This window comes from Flammeovirga sp. OC4 (assembly GCF_000812565.1).
GTDB lineage: Bacteria > Bacteroidota > Bacteroidia > Cytophagales > Flammeovirgaceae > Flammeovirga.
On record NZ_JTAM01000089.1, the window covers coordinates 1 to 23253 of the forward strand.

23 protein-coding genes are annotated in these 23253 nt (G+C 31.5%); 10 read left to right on the forward strand and 13 right to left on the reverse strand.

Annotated elements, in window-relative coordinates; translation table 11 throughout:
- A partial coding sequence (locus PL77_RS26790) for a hypothetical protein (RefSeq protein WP_044212089.1) occupies nucleotides 1–288 on the reverse strand: 288 nt, incomplete at its 3' end.
- A 289-nt stretch (nucleotides 289–577) separates the two neighbouring features.
- Between PL77_RS26790 and PL77_RS26795 the strand changes: the two genes are divergently transcribed.
- The 5 genes from PL77_RS26795 (at nucleotide 578) to PL77_RS26815 (ending at nucleotide 3932) form a co-directional block, all read left to right on the forward strand.
- Nucleotides 578–766, forward strand: a complete 189-nt coding sequence (locus tag PL77_RS26795; RefSeq protein WP_044212091.1) for a hypothetical protein — start codon at nucleotides 578–580, stop codon at nucleotides 764–766.
- A complete protein-coding gene (locus PL77_RS26800; RefSeq protein ID WP_044212093.1) occupies nucleotides 753–2471 on the forward strand; it encodes a hypothetical protein in 1719 nt (572 codons plus the stop codon). The genes PL77_RS26795 and PL77_RS26800 overlap by 14 nt, the downstream gene beginning before the upstream one ends.
- Nucleotides 2472–2824: 353 nt before the next feature.
- On the forward strand, nucleotides 2825–3127 hold the full coding sequence (locus tag PL77_RS26805; RefSeq protein WP_044212094.1) for a hypothetical protein: 303 nt from the start codon (nucleotides 2825–2827) through the stop codon (nucleotides 3125–3127).
- A gap of 39 nt (nucleotides 3128–3166) precedes the next feature.
- Complete coding sequence (locus PL77_RS26810) at nucleotides 3167–3520, forward strand: hypothetical protein (RefSeq protein WP_044212097.1); 354 nt, start codon at nucleotides 3167–3169, stop codon at nucleotides 3518–3520.
- Nucleotides 3510–3932 carry a hypothetical protein gene (locus PL77_RS26815; protein ID WP_044212099.1) on the forward strand — a complete coding sequence of 141 codons (423 nt, stop codon included), beginning with the start codon at nucleotides 3510–3512 and terminating at the stop codon, nucleotides 3930–3932. The genes PL77_RS26810 and PL77_RS26815 overlap by 11 nt, the downstream gene beginning before the upstream one ends.
- A 25-nt stretch (nucleotides 3933–3957) precedes the next feature.
- On the opposite strand, the gene PL77_RS26820 is transcribed toward PL77_RS26815, so the two are convergent.
- The 8 genes from PL77_RS26820 to PL77_RS26855 form a co-directional block, all read right to left on the reverse strand.
- Nucleotides 3958–4245, reverse strand: coding sequence for a transposase (locus PL77_RS26820; RefSeq protein WP_044212101.1), 288 nt, complete (start codon nucleotides 4243–4245; stop codon nucleotides 3958–3960).
- Nucleotides 4246–4382: 137 nt separating this feature from the next.
- Complete coding sequence (locus PL77_RS26825) at nucleotides 4383–4868, reverse strand: hypothetical protein (protein WP_156152569.1); 486 nt, start codon at nucleotides 4866–4868, stop codon at nucleotides 4383–4385.
- 448 nt (nucleotides 4869–5316) lie between these two features.
- The gene (locus PL77_RS26830; RefSeq protein WP_044212105.1) at nucleotides 5317–5535 is read right to left on the reverse strand and encodes a hypothetical protein; all 219 of its coding nucleotides are present in this window, start codon (nucleotides 5533–5535) and stop codon (nucleotides 5317–5319) included.
- A 51-nt stretch (nucleotides 5536–5586) separates the two neighbouring features.
- Nucleotides 5587–6267, reverse strand: coding sequence for a M48 family metallopeptidase (locus tag PL77_RS26835; protein WP_044212107.1), 681 nt, complete (start codon nucleotides 6265–6267; stop codon nucleotides 5587–5589).
- Nucleotides 6268–9615: a type I restriction endonuclease subunit R gene (locus PL77_RS26840; RefSeq protein ID WP_044212109.1), complete on the reverse strand. Its 3348-nt coding sequence runs from the start codon at nucleotides 9613–9615 to the stop codon at nucleotides 6268–6270.
- 131 nt (nucleotides 9616–9746) lie between these two features.
- Entirely contained in the window at nucleotides 9747–11318 is a 1572-nt protein-coding gene (locus tag PL77_RS26845) for a DUF262 domain-containing protein (RefSeq protein WP_052444768.1), read from the reverse strand.
- Nucleotides 11319–11338: 20 nt separating this feature from the next.
- The gene (locus PL77_RS31110) at nucleotides 11339–12619 is read right to left on the reverse strand and encodes a restriction endonuclease subunit S (protein ID WP_052444769.1); all 1281 of its coding nucleotides are present in this window, start codon (nucleotides 12617–12619) and stop codon (nucleotides 11339–11341) included.
- The gene (locus tag PL77_RS26855; protein ID WP_253274025.1) at nucleotides 12609–15170 is read right to left on the reverse strand and encodes a type I restriction-modification system subunit M; all 2562 of its coding nucleotides are present in this window, start codon (nucleotides 15168–15170) and stop codon (nucleotides 12609–12611) included. Before PL77_RS26855 ends, PL77_RS31110 begins: the two co-directional genes overlap by 11 nt.
- A 349-nt stretch (nucleotides 15171–15519) precedes the next feature.
- Between PL77_RS26855 and PL77_RS26860 the strand changes: the two genes are divergently transcribed.
- Genes PL77_RS26860 through PL77_RS26875 form a run of 4 tightly spaced genes read left to right on the forward strand, consistent with a single transcriptional unit; the run spans nucleotide 15520 to nucleotide 18754 of the window.
- Nucleotides 15520–16245 (forward strand): uracil-DNA glycosylase family protein, encoded by a 726-nt coding sequence (locus tag PL77_RS26860; RefSeq protein ID WP_052444770.1) that lies wholly within the window; start codon nucleotides 15520–15522, stop codon nucleotides 16243–16245.
- A gap of 18 nt (nucleotides 16246–16263) precedes the next feature.
- On the forward strand, nucleotides 16264–16566 hold the full coding sequence (locus tag PL77_RS26865; RefSeq protein WP_044212112.1) for a hypothetical protein: 303 nt from the start codon (nucleotides 16264–16266) through the stop codon (nucleotides 16564–16566).
- Between the two features lie 35 nt (nucleotides 16567–16601).
- Complete coding sequence (locus PL77_RS26870; RefSeq protein ID WP_044212114.1) at nucleotides 16602–17624, forward strand: hypothetical protein; 1023 nt, start codon at nucleotides 16602–16604, stop codon at nucleotides 17622–17624.
- A 23-nt stretch (nucleotides 17625–17647) separates the two neighbouring features.
- The gene (locus PL77_RS26875) at nucleotides 17648–18754 is read left to right on the forward strand and encodes a hypothetical protein (RefSeq protein ID WP_044212115.1); all 1107 of its coding nucleotides are present in this window, start codon (nucleotides 17648–17650) and stop codon (nucleotides 18752–18754) included.
- A gap of 152 nt (nucleotides 18755–18906) precedes the next feature.
- Here PL77_RS26875 and PL77_RS26880 read toward each other — a convergent pair whose 3' ends face one another.
- The 3 genes from PL77_RS26880 to PL77_RS26890 form a co-directional block, all read right to left on the reverse strand.
- Entirely contained in the window at nucleotides 18907–19941 is a 1035-nt protein-coding gene (locus PL77_RS26880; RefSeq protein WP_044212117.1) for a site-specific integrase, read from the reverse strand.
- A 444-nt stretch (nucleotides 19942–20385) separates the two neighbouring features.
- Nucleotides 20386–20922 carry a hypothetical protein gene (locus PL77_RS26885; protein WP_044212120.1) on the reverse strand — a complete coding sequence of 179 codons (537 nt, stop codon included), beginning with the start codon at nucleotides 20920–20922 and terminating at the stop codon, nucleotides 20386–20388.
- Between the two features lie 41 nt (nucleotides 20923–20963).
- Nucleotides 20964–21350 carry a hypothetical protein gene (locus tag PL77_RS26890; protein ID WP_052444771.1) on the reverse strand — a complete coding sequence of 129 codons (387 nt, stop codon included), beginning with the start codon at nucleotides 21348–21350 and terminating at the stop codon, nucleotides 20964–20966.
- A 256-nt stretch (nucleotides 21351–21606) separates the two neighbouring features.
- On the opposite strand from PL77_RS26890, the gene PL77_RS26895 reads away from it, so the two are divergent.
- Nucleotides 21607–21849, forward strand: coding sequence for a hypothetical protein (locus PL77_RS26895; protein WP_044212122.1), 243 nt, complete (start codon nucleotides 21607–21609; stop codon nucleotides 21847–21849).
- 129 nt (nucleotides 21850–21978) lie between these two features.
- Here the strand turns inward: PL77_RS26895 and PL77_RS32495 are convergent, their stop codons facing one another.
- The gene (locus PL77_RS32495) at nucleotides 21979–23064 is read right to left on the reverse strand and encodes a DnaJ domain-containing protein (RefSeq protein ID WP_052444772.1); all 1086 of its coding nucleotides are present in this window, start codon (nucleotides 23062–23064) and stop codon (nucleotides 21979–21981) included.
- Between the last annotated feature and the right edge of the window lie 189 nt (nucleotides 23065–23253).

The window sequence follows — 23253 nt, forward strand, 5'->3', positions numbered from 1 at the left end:
GACAGTCCAAACTAATGGGGTAACTATAGTTTTTAGTAAAAAGTTTTTATTTGTTGAAGCAGGAATATTCATTGATACAGTATATAAATAGACAATTTTATTTTTTTCATCTATAAATGATACTTCCTCTAAAGTTGTTACTTCATCGATCTTGGTAGGGCAATTCTTGTTGATTATTTCAACAACCTGTTTAAAATCGATGTTATTCGTTTGATTATGTGAATTTTGACCAAATGAAATACTTGAAAAGAGAATTGCAATTAGAAATAGAACGGTATTTTTTTTCATAACGATATTATTTTAAAAATGATTTAGTACCTGTATTTATAGAAGTGTACAAATCTGATTAAAACCCTAACATAAATGAGTTATTTTAATTAAACTTTCATAAAACTGTACTTAAATAAAAATAAATGAACGTATCAAAATTACGTTCTACCTCCTTATCTTTATAAGATAAGTTTATAATGTATGAATGACGGTGGACTGAAAATGAACAAACAAAGACTACAATTTTATCCAAACGTCACATTTTAAGCTTAACTAAACAACATATTTTACCTAACCATTTTGTATCATGGAAAATTTTCTAACCAAAGAAGAGGTATTCCGAAAGTATAATTCTAGTAACGAACTCTTAACCGATTTATCTCTTTCTTCTGAAGAAAGAACGAAGTACTATGGGTACTTTTTAGCTAAAGAAAAAAATGAAATTGAATTAGAAAATAAGAGAAGAAGAACATCGAAAAGAGATGGAGCGGCGTGAATATCTCTTAAAGGTACAGCAAGCTGCTTTTGATAAGAAGAAAGTTTTATTTGAGAAAAGAGAAAAGGAGGAAATTAAACTTCAAAAGGCTATTCGAGAACTTGAAAAAGCATTAGAGGGAGGCTTATTAACCGAAGAATATATTTTAAAACTTGGGTATGACCTAGAGGAAATCATTAAGGCAAAAGGTTGGAAGAGAATCATTTTAGATGAAGAGAATAGCTATAGAGAAGCTGTAGCTACTTTGAAAGCAAATACGAGTAATAAAGGTTTAAAACATTTATATGCTTATGATGAGAAGGGTAATGTTGTTCATCCTGATGAAGCTTTACAACATTTAGACTATTATAAAGATCAGTTTCAAAATATTCCACTTCATTTGGTGAAAAGGAAAGGAGCAAGAACTCATTTTGCAATTACTTACAATGAGTCTTTTATGAAATCTGAATATTATGAAAGATATAAAGAAAGTGAAAGTGAATCTCCTCTACACAAGGCGTTAAAGTTTGATTTACTACGAACGCAGAGGCTGGATATACATGGTGAACTTTTTACTTTTGATAAAGAAGAAATAAAACAAGAGTACTACTACAAGATTGACGGAAAACCTATCAGGTTTGATATGGCGATCGTTAAAAAAGGAGAAGAAAAACCATATATAGCAATAGAGTTTGCGGTTACACATCCAGTAGATTCATCAAAGAAGAAGGCAATTCTAAATGCTAATATATTATTGATTGAAAAGAATTATAAAACTGACGACAAAACAATCTTAACAAATGAAAATTACATCGAAAAGGAAATTCTTAAAAGCATTAGTATCAACGGACAACATTACGATGCTAAATACGGATTTAGAGCTGACACAATTAGAGACGAAGAAGGTCGAATTGAGGAACTTAATCGAGAGGTTGAAAAATACGATACAGAAAGAAGAAATCTCCTTAAAACCAAAGAGTCTCAGATTGAAAGAATTGGAGAGCTTGAAGGAGAAGTTGAATATGGACAACTACAGTTTAGAACAGCGAAAGCTGAGGATGAACAGTATTTGGAGAGTATTAAAACAAAGAGAAGAGACCTTTGGGAAACCTCTAAAGGAGATGGAACAATTGAGAGAAAGATTGGAGAATATAAAGAGCAATTACAATCAAGAGAAAGAGAATATTCAGAATCAATACAGAAGGGATGTAGAGCAGCTGAAGACAGAAAGAAAGAATTCAATAGAGAAACCAGAGCGATTAGAGAAGAAATTATTGGAAACTTTGGAGCAAAAAAAGAAGAATATAGACAATCACTTATCGAACATAGAAGATCTGAAACAAGAGTTAGAGAAGAAGAACAAGGATATAGAGAGCAAATTATTGAACTATCAGAAGGAGAGAGAACAAGAATTGACAGAATTGATCAACAATTTAGAGAACGAGAAGAACCTTATAAAACAGAAATTCAGTTGTTTGAAGAGCAAGAACAGCAGCAGTATGAACAGAGATATAGAGAACTTAAAACAAGAAAATACCAATTTGAACTCTCAAATAACTCAGCTAGAGCAAGAATTAAAAACCTTGAAGGAGCAATCGGGACAGAACGAAGTAAAAAGTCTAAAAGACTTATCCAACAGGAAAGAGAAGCAGATATTAGAGATGCAAGAATTAATAGACTTAAAGGAGAAATTAAAGGCTTGAGGTTGATGTCTGATAATGAATGATTTTTTAAAGTGTAAACTCAATACTCTTCATAAATTTTTAAATGTACATTTTGTGAAATTAATGGTAAACAATCAAAATCAAAGTAATTTGAAGTAACCTAGATAAAGATGCAACATTCAACAGTGTTTACAAATCATTCTCAATATTTGTAAATATTAACACAAATACTCGAAATGAATATAAATATCTCGTTAATGAGTAATATATTGTAGTCAAATATAAATGCTATTTATTGCTAAAATAGTTAAACTATAAAGCTGAAAAATATCCGGAATCAATATCAGCTTATTAATACAAGTATACTTACTAAAAACAAAGTTATATTATTTAAGTAAATTATTATTTTTTTATTATGTCAGATAGAAATAGACCTGTTGAATCTAGAAAAGTAGATTTAATTTTCAATGCACATATTCATGATATTGTAGCAGCAATCAATATTTTACCTAAATCAAAAACTATTGATATAGAAAAAGAGTTTGGAAGAGTTTTTAATGCTTTTGACAAAGATATTGTGACTAAAGGAGATTGTGAAGACTTTGAAAAACTACATTTTAAAGTAATGTTAGAACTATCAAGAATTGGGATTCAACCAAATTCTCCTCAGTTTACAGAACTAAGAGATATGTTAAGAAAGAAAGCTATGGGTTACTAGATAACCTGTAATTTAACAAACAAAAAATTACAACAAATCATGACAATTGAAAGAGAAGTGTTGATCGCTTACAATAAATATAATAGAGAACAAGGGCATATTAAGGCTAATAAAGTTTTCAGAAAAGTACAAGAAAGTAATACTATTCAAAGGTATTTAAACGAGTGTGTTGCCAATAATACATTGCCAAAAACATATTCCATAATGACAATGTTAAATGAAATTTTCTTTTTTATGAGAGGAAGTAATTTAAGGCAATTTATGGGAACAACAGTAGCATTACTACAATATACTCAAATGTTAAATCGATCAATAACTGATAGTGAAAATCAATCAATGTTACTTGATTACGATAAATGTAAAAAACATAATCGAGTTTATAATGATTATTAGAAGTTATAAAAGATATTCCAAATTTTTAAAAATAATATGTATTGTACCAATATTGTTATTTTTAAACTCATCAGTTTTTGGGCAAAACAATATCACTAAGGATCAGTACATCGAGGCAATTAATTTAGTAATAATAAGGGATGCTGGCGAAGGTGCTGGTCATGCTAGATATGAAGGAAATACATTATATATGTATTTTGATAGGGCATTACCTCGTGATAAATATAAAAAAATATTTGCTTCTGATGAGAACCGAAAAGATGTTTTAGAAACATTTGCCAATTCTCTAGAAAATTTTGATTTAGCTTTGATGAAGAAGTTATCTTTTGAGAAAATAATTTTAATGTTAAAAGATCCTGACGGTCCATTAGAGTCTTGGGGTATTGTTGGAGAAATATATTTGAATAAATAAAAAACATCTCTTTGACACTCTTTCACTAAGTGTGTAAGTATATAAAAGAAGGATTGAGCTTTAAAGCTTGATCCTTTCTTTGTATAATACCTGACATTGATTCAATATTACTCCCCAATTTCTGATTGGCATTGTCCATTTTTTTGTAGCCTCTTGTAAAGCAAAGAAAACAGATTTTTTTTACTGCATCATCGATTGGAAAAGATAATTTATTCTTATTGTATTTTTTGATATTACCGTTTAGGTTTTCTATCAGATTAGTGGTATATATAATTTTACGGATTTCGAGAGGGAATTCAAAAAATACGGTCAATTCATTCCAGTTATTCCTCCAACTCTGAATCGTATATCCATTTTTATCTATCCATCTTTTCTATAGAAAATCAAGAGTCTCCCTAACAGCTTTTATATTTGGAGCTCCATAGATGTCCTTCATGTCTTTAATACTTTTTATATAGAATTTCCTTTATAATCATAATGATTCCATTCTTCTTTAATTCCTTGCTTTAAAAACTTCTTAAAGATTACATCATTTCCTCCTACATAAAGTCCTCTTTTCCAAGATTCTCCAGGTGTAGCTTCTAAATAAATAAACCCTTCAGCTTCTTTATTTATTTTTCCATTTTTGATTTTATTGATTACTTCATCAACTTCATCATTAATATAAAGCATTCCTGTTTTATGTTTTTTAGATACTTTATCAGCAAATCTAAATGGTATAGTTCTATGGTCAACTTTGTGTCTAAATATAATATCGTATACTTGATGCTGTGCAGCTATAGTAGTATTTAAAGCTAAAATTAATGCACGTTTGTCCACATTTTTGTCATGAGCTTTATTTCTCATGTCAGGATGAGAATAAAATTGTTTAAACATTTCCAACATCCATTCTTTATTCCATAAACTTGTATCTGGTAGTAAAATTCCTAGTTTCATCTTACATTTTTTTAAAATTATATTCATGTAGTTCTTTAACCTCTTCAATACTTATCTTTTTATTCCTTGGAGATTTTTTTACAAACATAGATCTCGGTGACAGACCATGCACCATCACGGAGTATAGTTACTACAGTAGTTCGGACAATCTAAGTGATAAAGATAATTATCCCTTTTCAAACGATTCTGCTTCAAACCTTTTACTAAACTCTTTATAATTTGTCAAGATGGTTTTGAGCTTGTTAAGTTACTGCGTTTCTTACGGATATAATAAAGTCTTTGATTATCGGTTTAGTATTCTAGTAGAAATCATAAGTTGTTCATATTCAATAGCCTCTTGTGGATTTTTAAATGTATTTATGTTTCCATAAATCATATTCGATGTTTTTTCAATTGAATTGATGTACGAATTAAATATTAATTCTAAATCGTCTTCATTTAAGCTAATTTATGCTTTTTCACCATATAAATTATATAAAGTGAAAAAGTAATAATACCCTGACTTCTGTTGTATTCTGGTTAATAAAATATTGGAATAGATATGATTGACTGAAGATCTTGAAGGTCTTTCTTTTTTCTCTATTCTTTGAAGTGATATATCCTTTATTAGTTTTTTACCTAGGTTAGATAATTTCTTCAAATCTTTTAGTAATGCTAAATCTGTCATTTTTCATCAATAGAATTAAAACATTTGATAGTCTAGAAAACACCAAGAATACTACAATTCCATCCCAGCACCATTCAATTTCAACCACTGTATATGTTTATCATAGTTAGGGCTTATTTTATCCAAATCATTCCAAAATTCTGGAGTGTGATTTAGGTGGATAAGATGCACTAGTTCATGAGCAACTATATAATGAAGAGTATCAATTGGTGCCATAGCACACTTCCAATGAAAATTGACATTACCGGAGTTTGTACAAGATGCCCATCTGTTTTGTAACTCCATCACTTTAATATCGGAAGCTTTGACACCAAGTTGATCTTGATATTTATTAATTATTGGTATTAACTTCTCAAGAAGCTTCTCTTTATAGAAAGAGATAAATAGCTCTTTTGATTTCTTTTGGAGACTTTTTGAAATGAGGAATTTGCCATTGCGAAGCTTAACCCCTTTGAAATTTTCTTCAACATATTTTAAACGATAATTTCGTCCTAGATATAAAAATGATTGACCGGAAACATAGTCGCGAGTAATTTTACTTGCATTCATTTGTGCCCATTCTGCTAGATTTTTATGTATCTGATATTCTTTCGCTTTGAATACTTCTTTTACTTCATCATCAGATAGCTTCTCAGGAATTCTTGCAGATACAGATCCATCACGCTCAATAAAAATACTTATTGTTTTACGTTTACTACGAATTAATTTTATATCTATTTCTCCAAATTTCATTTAAATAGTGGTTAATTCTTCATGTCTTTTTTTAGCAAGTGCCATTATTTCAACACACAAATTAGCATGAATATTTGATACCGCTTCAATATCTGTAAATAATAAGATTTCTGTCAATTCTCCTTGAAGTCTTCTTCTTTCAGAATCTCTTTCTCTCCAGAAATTAGGTTTGTTGATTGCATCTTGTAGCAGTTCAACAATTTCAACAGTTAAAGATTTGACAGCCTCTTTCTCTTCGTCTTCTATTTCTTGTTCTTTATAAGCTTCAATGCAAATTAAATCAAAGAATGGTAGCTCTTGAATGGATAACCCTGATTCCTCATTTTCATTATCACGTCCTTTGTTTAGATCATCACGCATCTGGTTGAACTCTGTGATAATCATATCCCAGTTATTACTATATCTTTCAAGAATTTCTTCCATACGTTTTAAGAACCTGTTATATAATGCAGGGTCTTTATCCATATTCACTTTGATATGTTTACGTATAGCATGTTCCATTTCTGAGGCTTTAGATTTTGGATTTCTACTCACCTTATCTACTTCAGATGGGAAATCGTCAGAAAGTAAACTGACAGGAGGAACTTTACTATTGATTCCTAATGATTCTAAGTGTTTATCGATCAACTTACGAACCTTTGCTTTAGCCCATTTTAAGTCAAGTGTTGCATCTTTGTATCTATTTCTCATTCTGATCAATAGATAACCAAAACGTTTTGCTGGGATATAATAATCCTTTGCAGTTTTGGTGTTAAATAATAGGTCCAAAGAATCAAAAAAGGCTTTTAAATAGGTGTCAAATTGAGCTCTAAATGGAATAGATTCAGCCATTTCAACACATGCTTCGGCTAATTGGAACTCTTCGTCTTTATTAGACATTTTTTGATTCACAAAATCTCTGAAGTCTTTGATTCCTCTATCTTCAAATAATTGAACTAAACGGTTAAACCTAGCTTCTAAAACTGGTATTTCTTTATTAATATCTCGGAAGTATTCTAACAGTTCTTTGATATCTTCTTCATCTTCAGAACCCCAAATATTTAAAGCTGTTTTAAGATTTTCAGCCACACCGTAATAATCTACTAGCAAACCATGACTTTTTTGACCTTTAGTTCTGTTTACCCTTGCAATTGCTTGTAATAAATCGTGTTCACGAATGTTTTTATCCAGGTACATTACTTGTGCAATTGGAGCATCAAAACCTGTCAATAATTTATCACAAACACATAAAAAAGCGATACCTGTTTCTGGTTTGGTGTAATTACCATCAGCATCTTTTGTGAAATCAAAGTCTTTTTTGAAGTTGTCGATAGCTTTCATATCCTTAGCCTTTGTTCTTGCGGCAGATATAAAAGCCTCTTCGTTATTGTCTTGTTTCGTAACAATAGTACAAGCTTCAATAAACTTAATTTTTTCTATTAGATCTTCATCTCTTTCCTCTTTTGATTCTTCTACAGCTAAACGCTCTTTTATAGCTTGTAATATTAGGTATTGATACCTCGCTGCTGCAAGTATAGAAGATGCAACGACCATCGCTTTGTAACCATTTGGTAGAATTTCATCAATATAATGATCGACTAAGTTTTTAGAGATTTTACGAAGCCTATCCATATTTTCGAGATATGCTTGCATTGTGCCGTATCTCTTTTGAATAGCTTCACGCTCTTCCTTGGTACGTTCACGGAACATGTCTTCGAACTGTTCGTCAAACTCCTCTTTCTCTCTTATTGAGTCTTTACTTGTTCTACCTTCGTAGATAATATCTAAGGTAGCACGATCATCAACTGCTTCACGAATCTTGTAGGTATCAATAAACTCTTTGTTCTCCCCAAATCGTTCGTGTGTTTTTTGCTTATGACGTTCAGTTAGTAATGGAGTTCCTGTAAAAGCTATTCTTGCTGCATTAGGGAATGCTGTAAACATATTGTCACCCATTTCACCCCCTTGAGTTCTATGTGCTTCATCTATCAGAATTACAATTCTCTCTGAAGGGTTGACTTCTTCAAAAGGTTTGAACTCAGGTACTCTTCCTTCTTGCTCAAATACTTTTAGTATTGCTTTTGACTGTGCAAATTCTTCCTGCACAAACTTATGAATCATTACCATAGTAAGGTCTGATTCATTGCCACTTAATTTAGGTCGAAGTTCTTTCCTAGATTTTACGACATTTTTATCTTTGAACTCCCCAGTTAATTTGGCATCCTCCGACAATTGTTCTTCTAAATCAGTTCTGTCAACTGTAAGTAAAGCCTTGAAATCTTTTAAGTCTTTTTGTGAACGGAGTTTTCTAATAAAGAAAACCATAGTAAGGGATTTACCCGAACCTTGGGTATGCCAAACTACACCACTTCGTTCTTTACCTGAAGTACCTTTTCTTAAGCGGTCAATAATTTTACCTACCGCTCGGTATTGTTGATATCTACAAACAATTTTTGCAGTGAAGCCATTATCAAATGTCTTGAACAAAGTAAAATGCTTTAATACATCTAAAAGCACCTCTTTGTTCAGCATCCCTGAGATGATCACCTCTTGACGAACTTTAGGTTCTTTATTTAATCCATTGATTTTATATCGCTCTTCTTCTTCCTCAGAGTAAGAAGTAATATCAAAGGTTTTATATTCTGTTGGGAAGATGTCTTTCCAATTTAGGTAATACTCAAAATCACCTGTAATCGTACCAAAACGAGCCTCCTCACCATGTGTAGCTATTGAGAATAGGTTATAATGGAAAAGCTTTTCTTCGCCTTCCTTTATTCCAAAATCATCATCACGGGTATTGGCATAACGTTGAATTTGATTGATTCCTTCCGAAAGTGGGTCTGCTACATCAACATCTTTACACTCAATGACTGACAACGGTAATCCATTGACAAAAAGTACAATGTCTGGAATAATCGCTTTTCTGGCTCCATGTGGTGTATCTATTCTGAATTGATTAATAGCTACAAAGTCGTTATTTTCAGTATCATCAAAGTCAATTAGTTTCACCAAAGCATCTTGCTCTCCAGTAACTTCATTCTTTGCTACTGTGGTTTTAGTTTTCCCTATTAACCTTTCAAACACTTCTGTATTGACTTCCAAAAGTGCCTTGTGACTTTTCTCTAAAGCGGTTACTTCTTCGTATAAATGCTCTAATTGTTGGTCAGTAAGCCATGGTTTACCATCGTGAGTATTAATTCTAGCAACTGCTTTTTTAAAGTTTGCTTTTAAAGTTACTTCCTTAAATGAAGTTCGTTTTGAGGTAGTTGGGTCTTGAGGTATCCCGCTAGCTCCATGGTTAATAATCTCCCACCCGAGAGTGCTTAGTTTTTCTAAAAATGGGAGTTCTACGTTTTTATATTCAGCCATTACTTATAGCCATTTAAAAGTTTGTCAATAATAGTTGCTTGTCTTGTCTCTAAAACTTCTACAGTCCAATTGATGTTTTGCATTGCCGTACTAATGTTAGGGAAAACATTAATTGAGCTTAAGAAGTAACGTTATTTCTTGGTAGTATAATCCTTGTTGTTGAGTTGAGAGTTTTTAATTCTACTTAAAAGCACCAAGTTTGCAATTTTATGTGTCCATTCTTCTCTATCCTCATCCGAAAAGTCTCTCTTCCATTGACTATCATCTTTTGGTTTTTGAGGAAGAACATGTTCCACACTTATCTTATTAAAATCAGAAAAAGCTTGATTTGATTCTAGCATTAAATACTCTAGCTTAAGTAATATGTAACGAGCAAAGTTTTTCCCATACACTTCACCACTTAATCTATTTTCTAACTCTTCTCTGTCGTATTTAAATACTTCTTCGTCTTGGAGTAACTCTTCTGGGGTTTTATACTTTTCTATTGCTTTTAAAATACTATAGCTATTAGTAAGCCTTTTTGTTGGTGTTTCTTGAAGTATCCAATCGGCACTAAACTTAGATTCTAATTTTTCTGCAAATTGAAGTAAATTTTGGTCTTCAAATTTTTTGTAATAAGCTAAATAGAGAGGAATCCAGTCGGAAGCTAAACCTCTCTTCATGACCGTTATTAGGTTTCTTAGCTTAAAATCTGTGGTAACCTCATCATCAAACCAAATCAGTTTTGCATAAATATCTCTATAACTATGTATTAGAGATAAAGTAGGCTCACCTTTAGCTAAAAGATTGCTTTCGTAGATTTTTTCATACTCTTTTAGTAAGTTCTCTCTCGCTTTCTCTTTAGTGATTATGGTACGGATATGCCCGAGGAATCTATCAAAATCATCTCTACCAAATTCACCTTCAAGTTTTTCCCACATTAAAGCAAAACGCTGTCTACTTTGTGTATTTTGTACTTCACCAATATTCAATGATTTTAAGATATCACTATTAGATAATGGAATACCTCTATCATTCAAGATCGTAAATAGACGGAAAGCATCTTCTAAACTCTCTGAAGCCACATAAATAACGATGACCTTTTGGAATAAGAATACCGCTAGTTTATTTAAAGCTTCTGGCGTAAGTTTTTCAAACTGTTCTCTTAAATACAGCATACTGTTTGCCATATTTTTTAAAGAAACATTCTTAGAAGTACTGTATTGTTTTAATTGGTTAGCATTATCTGTACCACCGTCTGTTTTTACAAAATTGTTTACAAAATCAGCAACCTCATCACGGATTAAAAACTCAATACGAATGCGTTCTGGTTGATTGCTAAAGATATCCTCGTTTTGGAAAATGGATTCTCTGGCTTTTTTCTTTAAATTGTCATTGGTACTTATATCTCTCAGCACTGCCATAAGTAAAAATAACGTGGTCATACGTTGTTGGCCGTCTAGAATGTCACAACATTCAAAACTTACATTATTAGATTGTACACTGTGCTTCTGTAATACTACTGATCCCAAGAAGTATTCTTTATTGGGGTTGACGTTAATGGCATAGTTTAAATCATCTAATAATTCGTCAATTTGCTCATTGCCCCACACATAACTTCTTTGGTATTCTGGTACTCTAAACCAAAAATCACTAAAAAGGGTACTAATGTTTATTTTGTCTGCTAGTATTTCTTGATTAGCGTTTGCTACTGTAGTGTTCATAAAAACTATACTTTAATATTTTATACATTAACCTCTACCTTACCCGTTAGTAAATCTTGCATTAAGCCTGATTTGATTTCAATGGACTTATTTAATGTCTTGATTTCACCTTGAATTTTATTCTCAATAGAATTAATTCTTTTGGCAATTTCTAATTGTTCTTTTCTGTTATTTGGGAGTTTAAAATTGAACTTTTCCAAGGATTTTAAATTAATTACAGGCTGTGCTCCCCCCACCTGGTTAGAAAATAAAATTTTACCCATTTGACTTTTTAAATAGTAAAAACAAAACTTGTTATTCGCATATTCAGGGTTAATTGAAATTCTAGAGACAGACCTAGAAATATTGGCTTTATTTAAAGATTCTGGAACAATTTCCATCCGTCCAACGTTGGCACCAACAACGGTAATTAGTAAATCCCCTGAATAAACCCTTGACCTCTCATAAGGCTTATCAATACTGGGATGAACTTGCATAATTGTTTCAATACCATTCCAACCTTTCGTATAATCTTGACTTCTTATCATATATACACCAGAGCTAACGTATTCTCCTGGTTGTACAATACCATAAGTTATATTCTTACCTGGTTTTAAAGCATTACACAAAATGTCCACCTCCCAATCCTTTGGAATCTTCCCTAATTCAGAATCTTTATAAAGCTCTGGAGCTTCTTCTGAAGTTGGACGAAGTTTACCAGTAGTAAGATCAATACCACGAGTAAACAAGTCGTGCATCATTCCTTGTTTGATGTCTTGGTATTTGGCTATTGCTGCTTCTGTCTTTTCGATGACTGCATCGCAGGTGGATAGGATTTTGGCTATTTTTTTTTGTTGGGGGAGTGGGGGGAGTTTAAAGCTAAACTTACCATATTCATTACCATTAATCCCAGGTTGACCTGTCCTAGCTGAATAAATTGAGACCCAATTTTTATAATATGATGTTTGGGTAACATATTTTAGAAATAAAGAGTCTAGTAAATCTGAATTAGGTTTAAATCGTATTAAAAAACCAGCAAATACTAAAACCCCATCAGATTTGTTATACAAATACGTCTTACCGGTACTCGCACCTGTTCTTGCGAATACGATGTCACCTTCTTCAAGGACAAATTTTTCTGATTCTGGATGATCAACTGATTTTTTTCCTTCCTTAATAAATCTACCATCTTCTGAGATATCAGTAATTCTTAAATAAGTGTAAAGATTTGGCGAATATTCACAAGATGCTGCATTTATTCCATATTCACCTTTCTTAATCACCAAACTTTCAAGTTTTTTTATAGCCCAATTACCCTTCATAACCTAATTCCTTTAAAAAGTTTGATAATTCAGAAGCAGCAGTTTCTCTCTCTCCAAGAATACTATTTAGCGTATGTTTGTATTTAGTAAACCTTGTTTCAAGTTCTCCTACTAAAACACGCTCATAACGGTTTACATAATCCAATACAGTACTGGCTAATACTTTTTCCCAACGTTCAAGTATTAACTCTTTTGCCTCTTTTTGGCTTATTTTCTCTCTAGCCTTTTCAACCAATTCGTCTTTTTTGGCTTTTATCTCTTTAATGGTCGCTTTACAAACTTTTAGTTCTTGTTCTAAACCAGTATGATGAGCAATTTTGTTATTCACTGCATCCAATTGGTTTTGTATAGTTGTTTGTTTTGCTTCTTTTTCGACTAATTCTTGTTCTAAAGTAGTAGTTTCTTCATTGGCTTTAATTCTAATTTTTAAAGCCTTTATCTCCTTATTGATCCCAGTGATTTCACCTTTAAACGCTTTAATCTGTGCTTTAAACTCTTTTAAAGTATTCTTTGGGTAAACCTCGTAATCCTCTTCGTTATATTCGTCTTCCTCTAGTTCATTTACTTCTTTGAACATCGATTCCAATTCAGTAGCACGAGCTTCGTTTGTTTCTAGTTCTTCGAGTACTTCAGGGAATTGAGATTTTAAGATGTCATCTGCAGGTATCAAATCTGCATTCCAACCACTAGCCGCTACCGACTTTAAATCTGTTTCTAAGCTATCCCAATAAGCGGCAAAAGCCCCTCGGCTTTTGTGCATATCTAAGATGCCTAAAGCACTAAAGTCTTGTGCAATACTTTTAGAGAAGTCTCTGTATAATTCAAATACATTTTTCTCTGTTGGTAATGCTTCTAATTTTGGTAAGTTACTTTTCCACCAAGCTGTGATACATTGGTTGTATTGCTCACGTTTTGCAGCTACATCATTATGGTCGTTTACCAATGTCTTAATCTCATCTTTAGAAGCAATTTTAAATTGCTTGTAGCCTTCTTTAAGATCTTCAAAACAATCGGCTTCAAGAGAAGGATAGTTTGCCCAATAATCAGCTAATGCTTCTACTTCGGCAGTAGGAATACCGCCATGTAAATGGGCATGAACATCATGTGGTTCTGCTGGAGGACTATTATCTACATACCTACGGATATTGAAGTTGTACTCTTCTTCTTCCAGTTTGTCTTTATGAATAGACTGAGCATATCCATCAAGAGGTTCTTTTTTACGGTAGATGTAGGCAATTTTAGCAATATCTTCAGGGCGAAGTTTATTTTGGTTTTTACCTTCCTTATACTCTCGATCAGCATTAATAAATTGTACATGCTCACGATCCCCTGCACCTTGTTTATTGATGATTAAGATAGAAGCAGGTATTCCTGTGCCATAAAATAGACCAGAAGGTAAACCGACAACTGTTTCTAAGTATCCACGACCAACTAACCATTCACGCATACTTTTTTCTTCTGAACCACGGAAAAGTACACCATGAGGCATTACAACAGCCATACGTCCATTATCTTTTAAGACGCTTACCATGTGCTGTACAAACATAAAGTCTGCCTTCTTTTTCTTAGGCATCCAATAGTTAAATCGATCACGGAAGTTTTTGATATCAGAATAATTGGCAGAAAACGGAGGATTGGCAATCACCATATCAAAGCGTTTCAGCTCCCCATCTTCAATATGTTGTGGGTCGGCTATAGTATCACCTTGTAATATTTCTGCATCATAGATATCATGAAACAACATATTCATCTTACATAATGACCATGTAGTTCCATTTAATTCTTGGCCGTAGAAGCTCATTTTACTTGCATCGCCATAACGTGCTTGTACATAACTTTTCGCTTCAATCAACATACCTCCAGACCCTACCGTTGGGTCGTAGATAGTCGTTTCTTCCGATGGTTCAAGAATGTTTACTAGTACTTTTACTACTTCATTTGGTGTATAGAACTCTCCACCCTTTTTACCAGCAGAATCAGCAAAATATTTAATTAAGTATTCATAAGCTGCACCTAATAAATCAGGAAATTCAAAGTTTTCATCAATCAATTCAACCCCGTTAAAATGCTGAATAAACTCGATTAGTTTATCATCACTTAGCGCATTCTTATTTTTACCAATAGTTCTATTGAAATTGATATTAGTTAAAACACCTGCTAACTTATCAGGATTAGCTTCTTCTAATGCTTCTAATGCTTTGTTTAATGTATTTCCAACATCTTGTTTTATATGTAGAATGCCATCGTTTACTTCTTTACCATCCTCTAGTGTAGTTAGATGATTCCATCTCGCAATTTCAGGCACAAAGTATTCGTATTGATTAGCCATTTCTAGTGCTTTAGCAATTTTAGCATCATCGAATCCCTTGGCAGTATATTCGTTTTTTTTGGTAGTCCTATCTTGTTCAAACTTATCATTCAAACGTTTTAAGAAAAGCATTCCAAAAATATATTCTTTAAACTCAGAGGCATCCATGTTTCCACGAAGTACATCACAAGCATCCATTAAAAACCCTTCTAACCAGGAAAGAGTTAATTTCTTTTTCATCATTCTATATCTTGTTTAGATACACCTACAACCTTAAAACCTGTTTATGAATTTGGATAAAAAATTATAAGCATAAAAAAATTACATCCTTAATTTGAGTGTTACGAATTTAGTTTAAACAGTGTTGAAATGCTAAAAAAAGAATTGATAAACGATCTAATATTTATAACGGGTACTTAATATATCTTAATGGCTTTGTGTTGGAAAAAGGGCATTGTTTTTTTTGTTATATAAATTAGATATTATGCATGCTGTTTAGACTTCCCCCAGTCAAGGGTTAGCAAGAGTTTTTTTAATATGTATAGAACTTAGTGGAAACAACGCATTTTTAAGCAACTATAAAAACAGATTTATGACTAATATAAACAACGGAGCTTTTACTTTTTTAGGGCAGAATATTCAAATAGATCCTTCTTGGGATAGCTTTTTTCAAGCTAATCAAAAGACTTTACAAATAATTGAGAATAAATTGAGTCCAATTATGAATGATATATGCCCAACTCTTGACCTAATTTTTCGAGTATTTGAAATGCCAATTAAAGATATTAAGGTTGTGATTTTAGGTCTTGATCCTTATCATCAAAAAGGAGTAGCTACAGGATTAGCTTTTGATGTCAATAAACCTAAAATATGGGATAAATATGTTTCAAAATCCTTGAGTAATATTTTAAAAGAAGTCTATGCTCTAAAAAGTGGTAATAAAAGTGATGATATCAACACCATTAGGGCTAATACCTCAAAATATAATATTTCAACTCCTAATCAACTTATAAAAAAATGGGAGACTAATGGAGTATTTATGTTGAATGTTGGGTTAACAGTAAAAGAAGGAAAACCTAAGAGTAATTTAAACCTTTGGAAAATATTTATTGGTAATGTTATAAGTTATATAGATACAATAAATAATAATTTGGAATGCTTAGTCTGGGGTCAAAATGATTATCAAAAAGAGGCAGCTGAAATGATTATAAATTCGAAAAAGGTTTTTTTTACATGTCATCCAGTTTCAATAAAAACAAAATTTGTAGGAAATTCTAAGATTCAAAAAATCAATCAATATCAAAAAATATTTTATTAAACTAAACACAATTAAAAAATGAACATTTTCGAAGAAAGAAATCACTTAACACAAGAGATCTATGATTTTATGAAAGCGAAAGGGTCTTTTGTGGATGAAACAATAACTGAAAATACAATTATTACAGCCATCAATAAAAATATAATTGGAAACTTAAGGTCTCCAAATATTCAATCATTAAAACAATCTAACTCGGATGAAATTCTCTCAGCTATAAAAACTGAGATTTATACTCAATCTAGAATTGAAGATAGTTATGAAATAGATGATTACTCAGGAGAATTAAAAGATAAGATTGATGAGGTGTTGAATGACTTATAGAGGATACAAATTACCAATTAAACTAAAACAACAAAATGAACTTAATTGAGCTACTCTCTTTAACGGTATTTCTATTGTTTATAGGAATACTTTCTGTAATTATTTATCTGGTTGTATTTGTATACATCGACAAAATAAAATTCAAAAAGCATTATCTTTTTATTGCAATATCGATAGCTGTAGCAATATTGATAATCTTTGGATTAATTTTAATTGTAAAACATGAAAACAATAGCTTTGATTTAGATAAAGTTATGGTGCCCACAGTTACAACACTAACTGTCTTTATACTTGGTATAGTAGTCAAAAAAATAGATGAGGATAGAGAAAAAAAAATTAAGTATGAAAAGTTAGCTGACATTGTACAATCATATATCTCTAAAAATATTAGACCATATAGATTGACTAGATTAAGATTATGGAACTTAATAAAAAAAAGTAGAGAGGTAAAAGATTTTACTCCAATTGGTATGAGGGTAGTACATTCTACACTTTCTCAGATTAACAAGATTACTTATGATGATTTATTTGAACTATTAGAATCTAGAATAAAAGATGACGAAAAACTTTACCATAGGTTAACAACTTTGATTAAAAATGATGAATTCATTTATGAGAAATTAACTTCAACTTTGAATGAAAGGAAATGTCAATATGAAAAATTAACAGAGGAATGGAATGAATTATACTTTGAAATAGATGAAGTTCTAACCTTATTCAGATTAAATATTGATGAAAAAAGGAGTTATAAAGAATTGTCAAAAAAAATTGAAACATCAATTTCGAAATATTTGAATAAAGAAAATAAATACCCAGATGATATTATTGAAATGTTATTGCATATTAATGGCTTAATTAAAAAATACCTTGATGAAGGTAATCCTTTTATTATTAAAGAATATCTTCCTCTTAATAAGCTATCAACAAGAATAAACTACTTAGTCATTCAAAAAAACACATATAATGAGCAGTATGGGAAGTTGTTTGATGATTTTATAGACAATTTTGAATGTTTGATAAATGAATTGAAAGAGTTAAAAGAGAAAATCCGTTATTAATATTACATTTTTTAAGTATCATCATGCAAACTACATTATCAGATGAACAGATTTTAACTGTTCCTAAAGACCTAACTAATGTTATCAAAAATCTAGATTTTTTTCATTTCAATAATGAAATGGATAATGAGGTTTTAAAAGTTAACTTGGAAATACTCAAATCGATTAACTCTAATTTTGAAAACTGGTTAGAGTATGCAAGTATTGGTATGAAAAGTTTAGAGGATCAAATTAGCACTGTTCTACCAAAGATTAATCTTGAGTCAAAAGATGTTGAGAAACAAAAGGATTATATATATCGTCTTTTATCGGTTACATTTCCTTTGATTTATGAGTATAACCTAAGGTTTGATAAACCTTTAAATCCTACATATCAAAAGTATAAACGTTTCATTTTTGATAATATTGAATCATTTCCAGAAACGATAAAATCTGATTTGAAATTCATCATTTTTGAAACTCCATCTACTATATACAGAGAACAATTCAATAATTTAAAGATTAAAGAATTAAAGAAACTTGATGAAGATATAAATAAAAATATTTCAACAATAGAAGAATGGGATACAGAATATGAAAAAAAACTAGAAAAGGTCGAAGGTCTAAAATCAACTTTAGATCAATATACAGACGCATTCAATTTCGTTGCCTTATATGAAGGTTTTTCAAAGTTGAAATCTAAGTTAAGTAATACTGCATGGGGATTAGTTGTTTTAATGGTGTTTCTTGCTTTTGGTGTATTGACTCCGGTAATATTAGAGTTTTCCTATTTTTTAGGTTTAATTGGGGATGGAAAAATTGATTTAAAAAATGCCTCAATTGCAGAGGTATTAATGTTTACATTCCCAGTTATTTCTCTTACCTTTTTGATGCTCTATTTCTTTAGAGTTGTTCTACATAACTATAAAGTAACAATGGTTGAAAAAAGACAAGTGCAACTCAGAATGACACTTTGTCAATTTATACAAGACTATTCAAAATATGCAAAAGAAATAAAAGAGAATAGTGATGTCACCCTTGAAAGTTTTGAAAGAGTTATTTTCTCGGACCTTACATCGAGTTCTGAAAAACTACCTACAACTCTGGATGGGGTTGATAAAATAGCAAGTCTTTTGAAAGTAATGAAATAAACTGGCTAATATTAAGAATATGGTCTTTTTTGATTGGTCTGAAGAAAAAATTTTAAATAGGGACTCTTGGGATTTATTTCACAAGAGTCCCTATTTTAATTTAAGGTCTAGTAGGGTAATGAAATCTTAGAATAGCAAAAATGGACATAACTTTATTTTTTGTCAATCTTCTCAAATTCATTAAAAATCCTCTCCTCTAAAATAATGGCATAGTGATTTTGAGTGGTCACAACAGAAGCATGACCAAGCATTTTACTTACAGATTCTAAAGTCATTCCTTTCAAAATCATTAAAGTACCAAAAGTTTTACGGCCAATTTTTGAAGTAACATGCTTATCAATACCAATTTTTTTTGCAATGTTATTCAGCGTGTAATTATATGCCCTCACTTGCTTATAATCACTTTTTAGATTTCGATTTTTGAAATAGTCTTCAATGAGTATAATGGCTTTTTTAATAAGGGGTATCGTACACCTTTGGTTACTCACTAAACTAGTTTTATCCCTTTGTATTGAGATATACTTTTGGCCTTTCTTATTGGTTCTATAGTGCTTTTTGAAATCAAAGTTTTTACATTCATTGAAATGCATGCCAGTATAGCAGGATAGTAAAAACCAATTTTTTGCTTTTAACTCGTGCTCATTTTTTGGACTGTAGTTTTCAAATATTTCTACTTCAGCATCATCAAGAAAGGTAATGTCACTTGGCTTTCTTTTACCATATTTAGGAGGTGTAACTCGCATATGGTAAATCTTATTTTTTTCTGCATAGTTATTAATAGCATTGACTAAGAAAGTAATATCCTGTTTCAAGGTGCTTTTTGTAACACCTTTTGAAATAAGGTCCTCATAAATACTTTCGATTTTAGTTGTGTCAAGATATTCAATAGAATTAATATTTAATTCAGTGAGGTGTTCAGTAATTCTATTTCTACAGGAGTTTAAATTTCGAATCCTTGAAGCTGTCTTGATTTTCATTTCACGATCCATGTACATATCAAGGACGTCCTTTAGGTTTAAAGACATTTTTTTGCCTCTGTAGATATCTACAAGGTCGTTCGCTGTAAATGCAATATGAGAAAGCTGAAAGGTGTTAGCGATCGATCTAATACTGGCCTCTACTACAAAGAGTGATTCATTTAATGTATGAGCCTGTGGATGATTAATTATTTTACCTTTTCGTTCCATTGATCTTTATAGCATTTAACTCCTGTATTTAGTCCAGAACGAGCTTTAACTCCATTTACAGTGATCCACATTAGTATGGATCCTTTATTATTAGATCTGTTTGTACGGTAAAACAATGAGGTGACAAGATTCATTGGACTGATAAAGTTCATAGTATTCACGTTAGTAGCACACTTTTTTTTGTTGGTACGTGTGATACTAAATGTGATACTAGTAAAGTGAAAAATAGAAGTTTTTATTATCTCTTTTTAAAGAATATTATAGTAGAAATAGGTGTTTTTGCGGTATAAAATGAATGTGATTATCAAAAAAATTGTCCTTATTTTTAGTCATGACAAAATTACAAAATTAAAGCAAAATCAGAAATATCCGCATTGTAAACTTTGTGAAAGAGTTGCTAAAGAATTGAATTGGAAAGAACCTTACTATAAAATCATGAAAACATTATTTTTTTTCTAGCAGATATCCGAATTCTACAAACCAAGTTTTACAAAATGAAGCAGCTTCGTTGAGTTTATCGTTCATTTCATGTATTGATAGGCTGGCGTCATAATCAATAAAGTTGATGTGATAGTGTTGGTTGTTAATGTGTACAGGTTGAGCACCTTCATTATGATTCCTAAATAATTCACATGTGAAATACGGTGCTTTAGTACTTGATATTGTAGTTCCAACGATTCCCTTTGAAGGGATAATCCCGAGATGTATTTCCTCAAAAGAAGCTTTTTCCTTCTCTTTCTTGATTTCGACATGTACGGTGTATTCCTCTGATAAATGGTTTTTAAAGATATTTTCACCTCTTTTAATTGCTTCTGCTTCTTCTAAATTGGAAGATGAAATATCCACCAGAATGGTGACTGCTTTGTCTTCAACCTTTAGTAAATCCACATGCGTATTAGTAATACGTCTGAGATGAACAGCATGATGTTGAATGCTTTTTTTTACTTTATCTTCCGTAGTGAGGTGCTTGATATGTTTCATTCTAATTCAGTTAGTTATTTGAAATAAATTGGAAAGGTTTCTTAAAAGAAGATATCTTCTTTCGTTTTAAAATCGAAGATTGAAATCTGATTGTTTTTTCGACCCAATTGTATGGCTTCTTCTTTGTCTTCCACATACATTACAGAATCAAAGTAATAGAGAAAGGTTTTTGGATCTTGCCATCCGCCAATAAGGTGATGATGTTTTTGGGCGTGTTCAATACAAATTACAATACCATCATTATCGAATTCATTTTGAGTAGCTTGATAAGCAATGATGTAGCCTTTTTCTGCTTTGAAAATTTCTTTTGTAGTGAGGCTAAAAGTGAAACCTAACTTATTTCTTTGAGCAATGGATCTTATTAATCCCACTAGTGGTTTGAAAGTATCAGAAGTCTCAGTTTTTAAGATATTATCTAAAGAATGCATGAGAAATTGGTGTGTTACTATTGAGTTCCAATAATGATGGAGCTCTTATGAATTTATTTATTTGGTATTGTGATCAATTTTGAAACCAAACAAGTAATTTCTATTTAACTTATTCAAATTTAGGCAGTACAACTGCTTAATGTTTTTATATAATTGTTAATTAGTGATTTGGGTCAGAGTTATTTAAGTGGCATAATAAGATTTTTGAGTCATAAATAATTAATCTTACCCGTTTTACCATTTAAACATTCATCGCATGCCAACCTCTAGAAGATCAAGAAAGCTGATAGTAGCAATGAATACACACAAAGCCATGTCTTTGCAGAACCTTTCTAAAATTTTAGGAATTCCTTTTTCAACTTATGAATTGAATTCAATCGTCAATCAGTTTGAGACGAAAGGGATTGTTGAAAATGTACAAATCAGTCCGAAAGGGACATTCGCAAATTTGACAGAAATGGGAATGAAGTTGTCCGCTGATATCCTGGAAAATAGATAGTCACTATAGGTTAGAAAGAACAAAGAAGGTTGTAAAATCTATCCTTGATTAAAAATAGCAGTTGAGGCTGCCAATTTTAATTCTTTTCTAATAAAAATGTATACAATAAAGAGAAGGCACTGTCAGTAGTTATTGACAGTGCCTTCTGTATTGATAGAGTGCTTCAGCGTAACCTTGTTTTGCTGAAGTTTCCCAATAAATACATGCTTTGTTGGCATTATTCTGACTTAACTTGTAATGCCATCCTAAATAATAATTGGCTAATGCTTGGTGTTTTTTAGCGTTGAGCGCCTGGAGTAAATACCTCTGCGATAGATTAAATTGACGATTATGTTGTAGTGAAATTCCAATCAACAATATACTCTCATCATAATAAGGACTTCCTTGAGGGATTTTTTGAAATACTTTTGCTGCTTTATCGTATTCCAATAAAATATCATTATAGGTTTTTCCTAACCAAAAATCAATCACATCATCACCATTGTTATACTTATATGCTTTTTCAAAAGCTTGAACGGCACCAATTCCATCTCCTGCAAGGTACATTGCTCTTCCCTTGAAATAATATAAATCACCAGAGTAAGGCGTTTCTTCTTTTAAATCGTCTTCAATCTTATGGATATAATGGAGTGCCGTGGAGGGCTTTTTTGAAAGAACTTCTATGCCTGCCTGAATAACCTCGGCTCTTGTGTAGTCTTCGTATTCAAGTAGTTCTTGAACATTTTGGTGAGCTAAACGAACCCTGTTTTCTTTTAGATTTGTTAAGGCAGAACTGTAAGCCTCATCCGCCAGTTTACTCTGGCGATGGACGAAAAAAGAGATTAATCCAATCATCGCAACAACGTAACCTCCAACAATATAGGGTACAAACTTTTTGTATTGTTTCCTTTCTTTTTTGGCTTCCGCCTGAACGTGCGTTTTATATTCCTCTCTTTTTCTATTTGTTTCTTGACTGTAATTTCTTCTTTCTGTAGTGTTAGAAGAAGTCGTATTATGGAATGTGAAATAGGTTAGGCCATTATCATATTGAAATTTTTTAGAGTCATCATAAAGCGTATTGTAAGCTTCATTGATGAGCTTAAATTTATCTTCAAGTGTTGAATCACTTTTGTCGACATCGGGGTGGTATTTCTTGGCTAAGGTCAGGTAAGCTTTTTTTATTTCTTTCTTACTTGCACTTCTATCAATCCCCAATATATTATAATAATTATCCATAAAGTAGTTTATAGAATGTTGATGTATCTGAAGAAGGCGAATTACTTTACGTCAGAATACACTCATACTAATAGCTGAAACAATGAAAATTAACTGTTACTGAAGACTAAAATAGAACATTTCTTACGAATAGAGAGAATTATTAAAGAAAATTAGGATCATTACTCAGGTGAATAGAGTAATGATCCT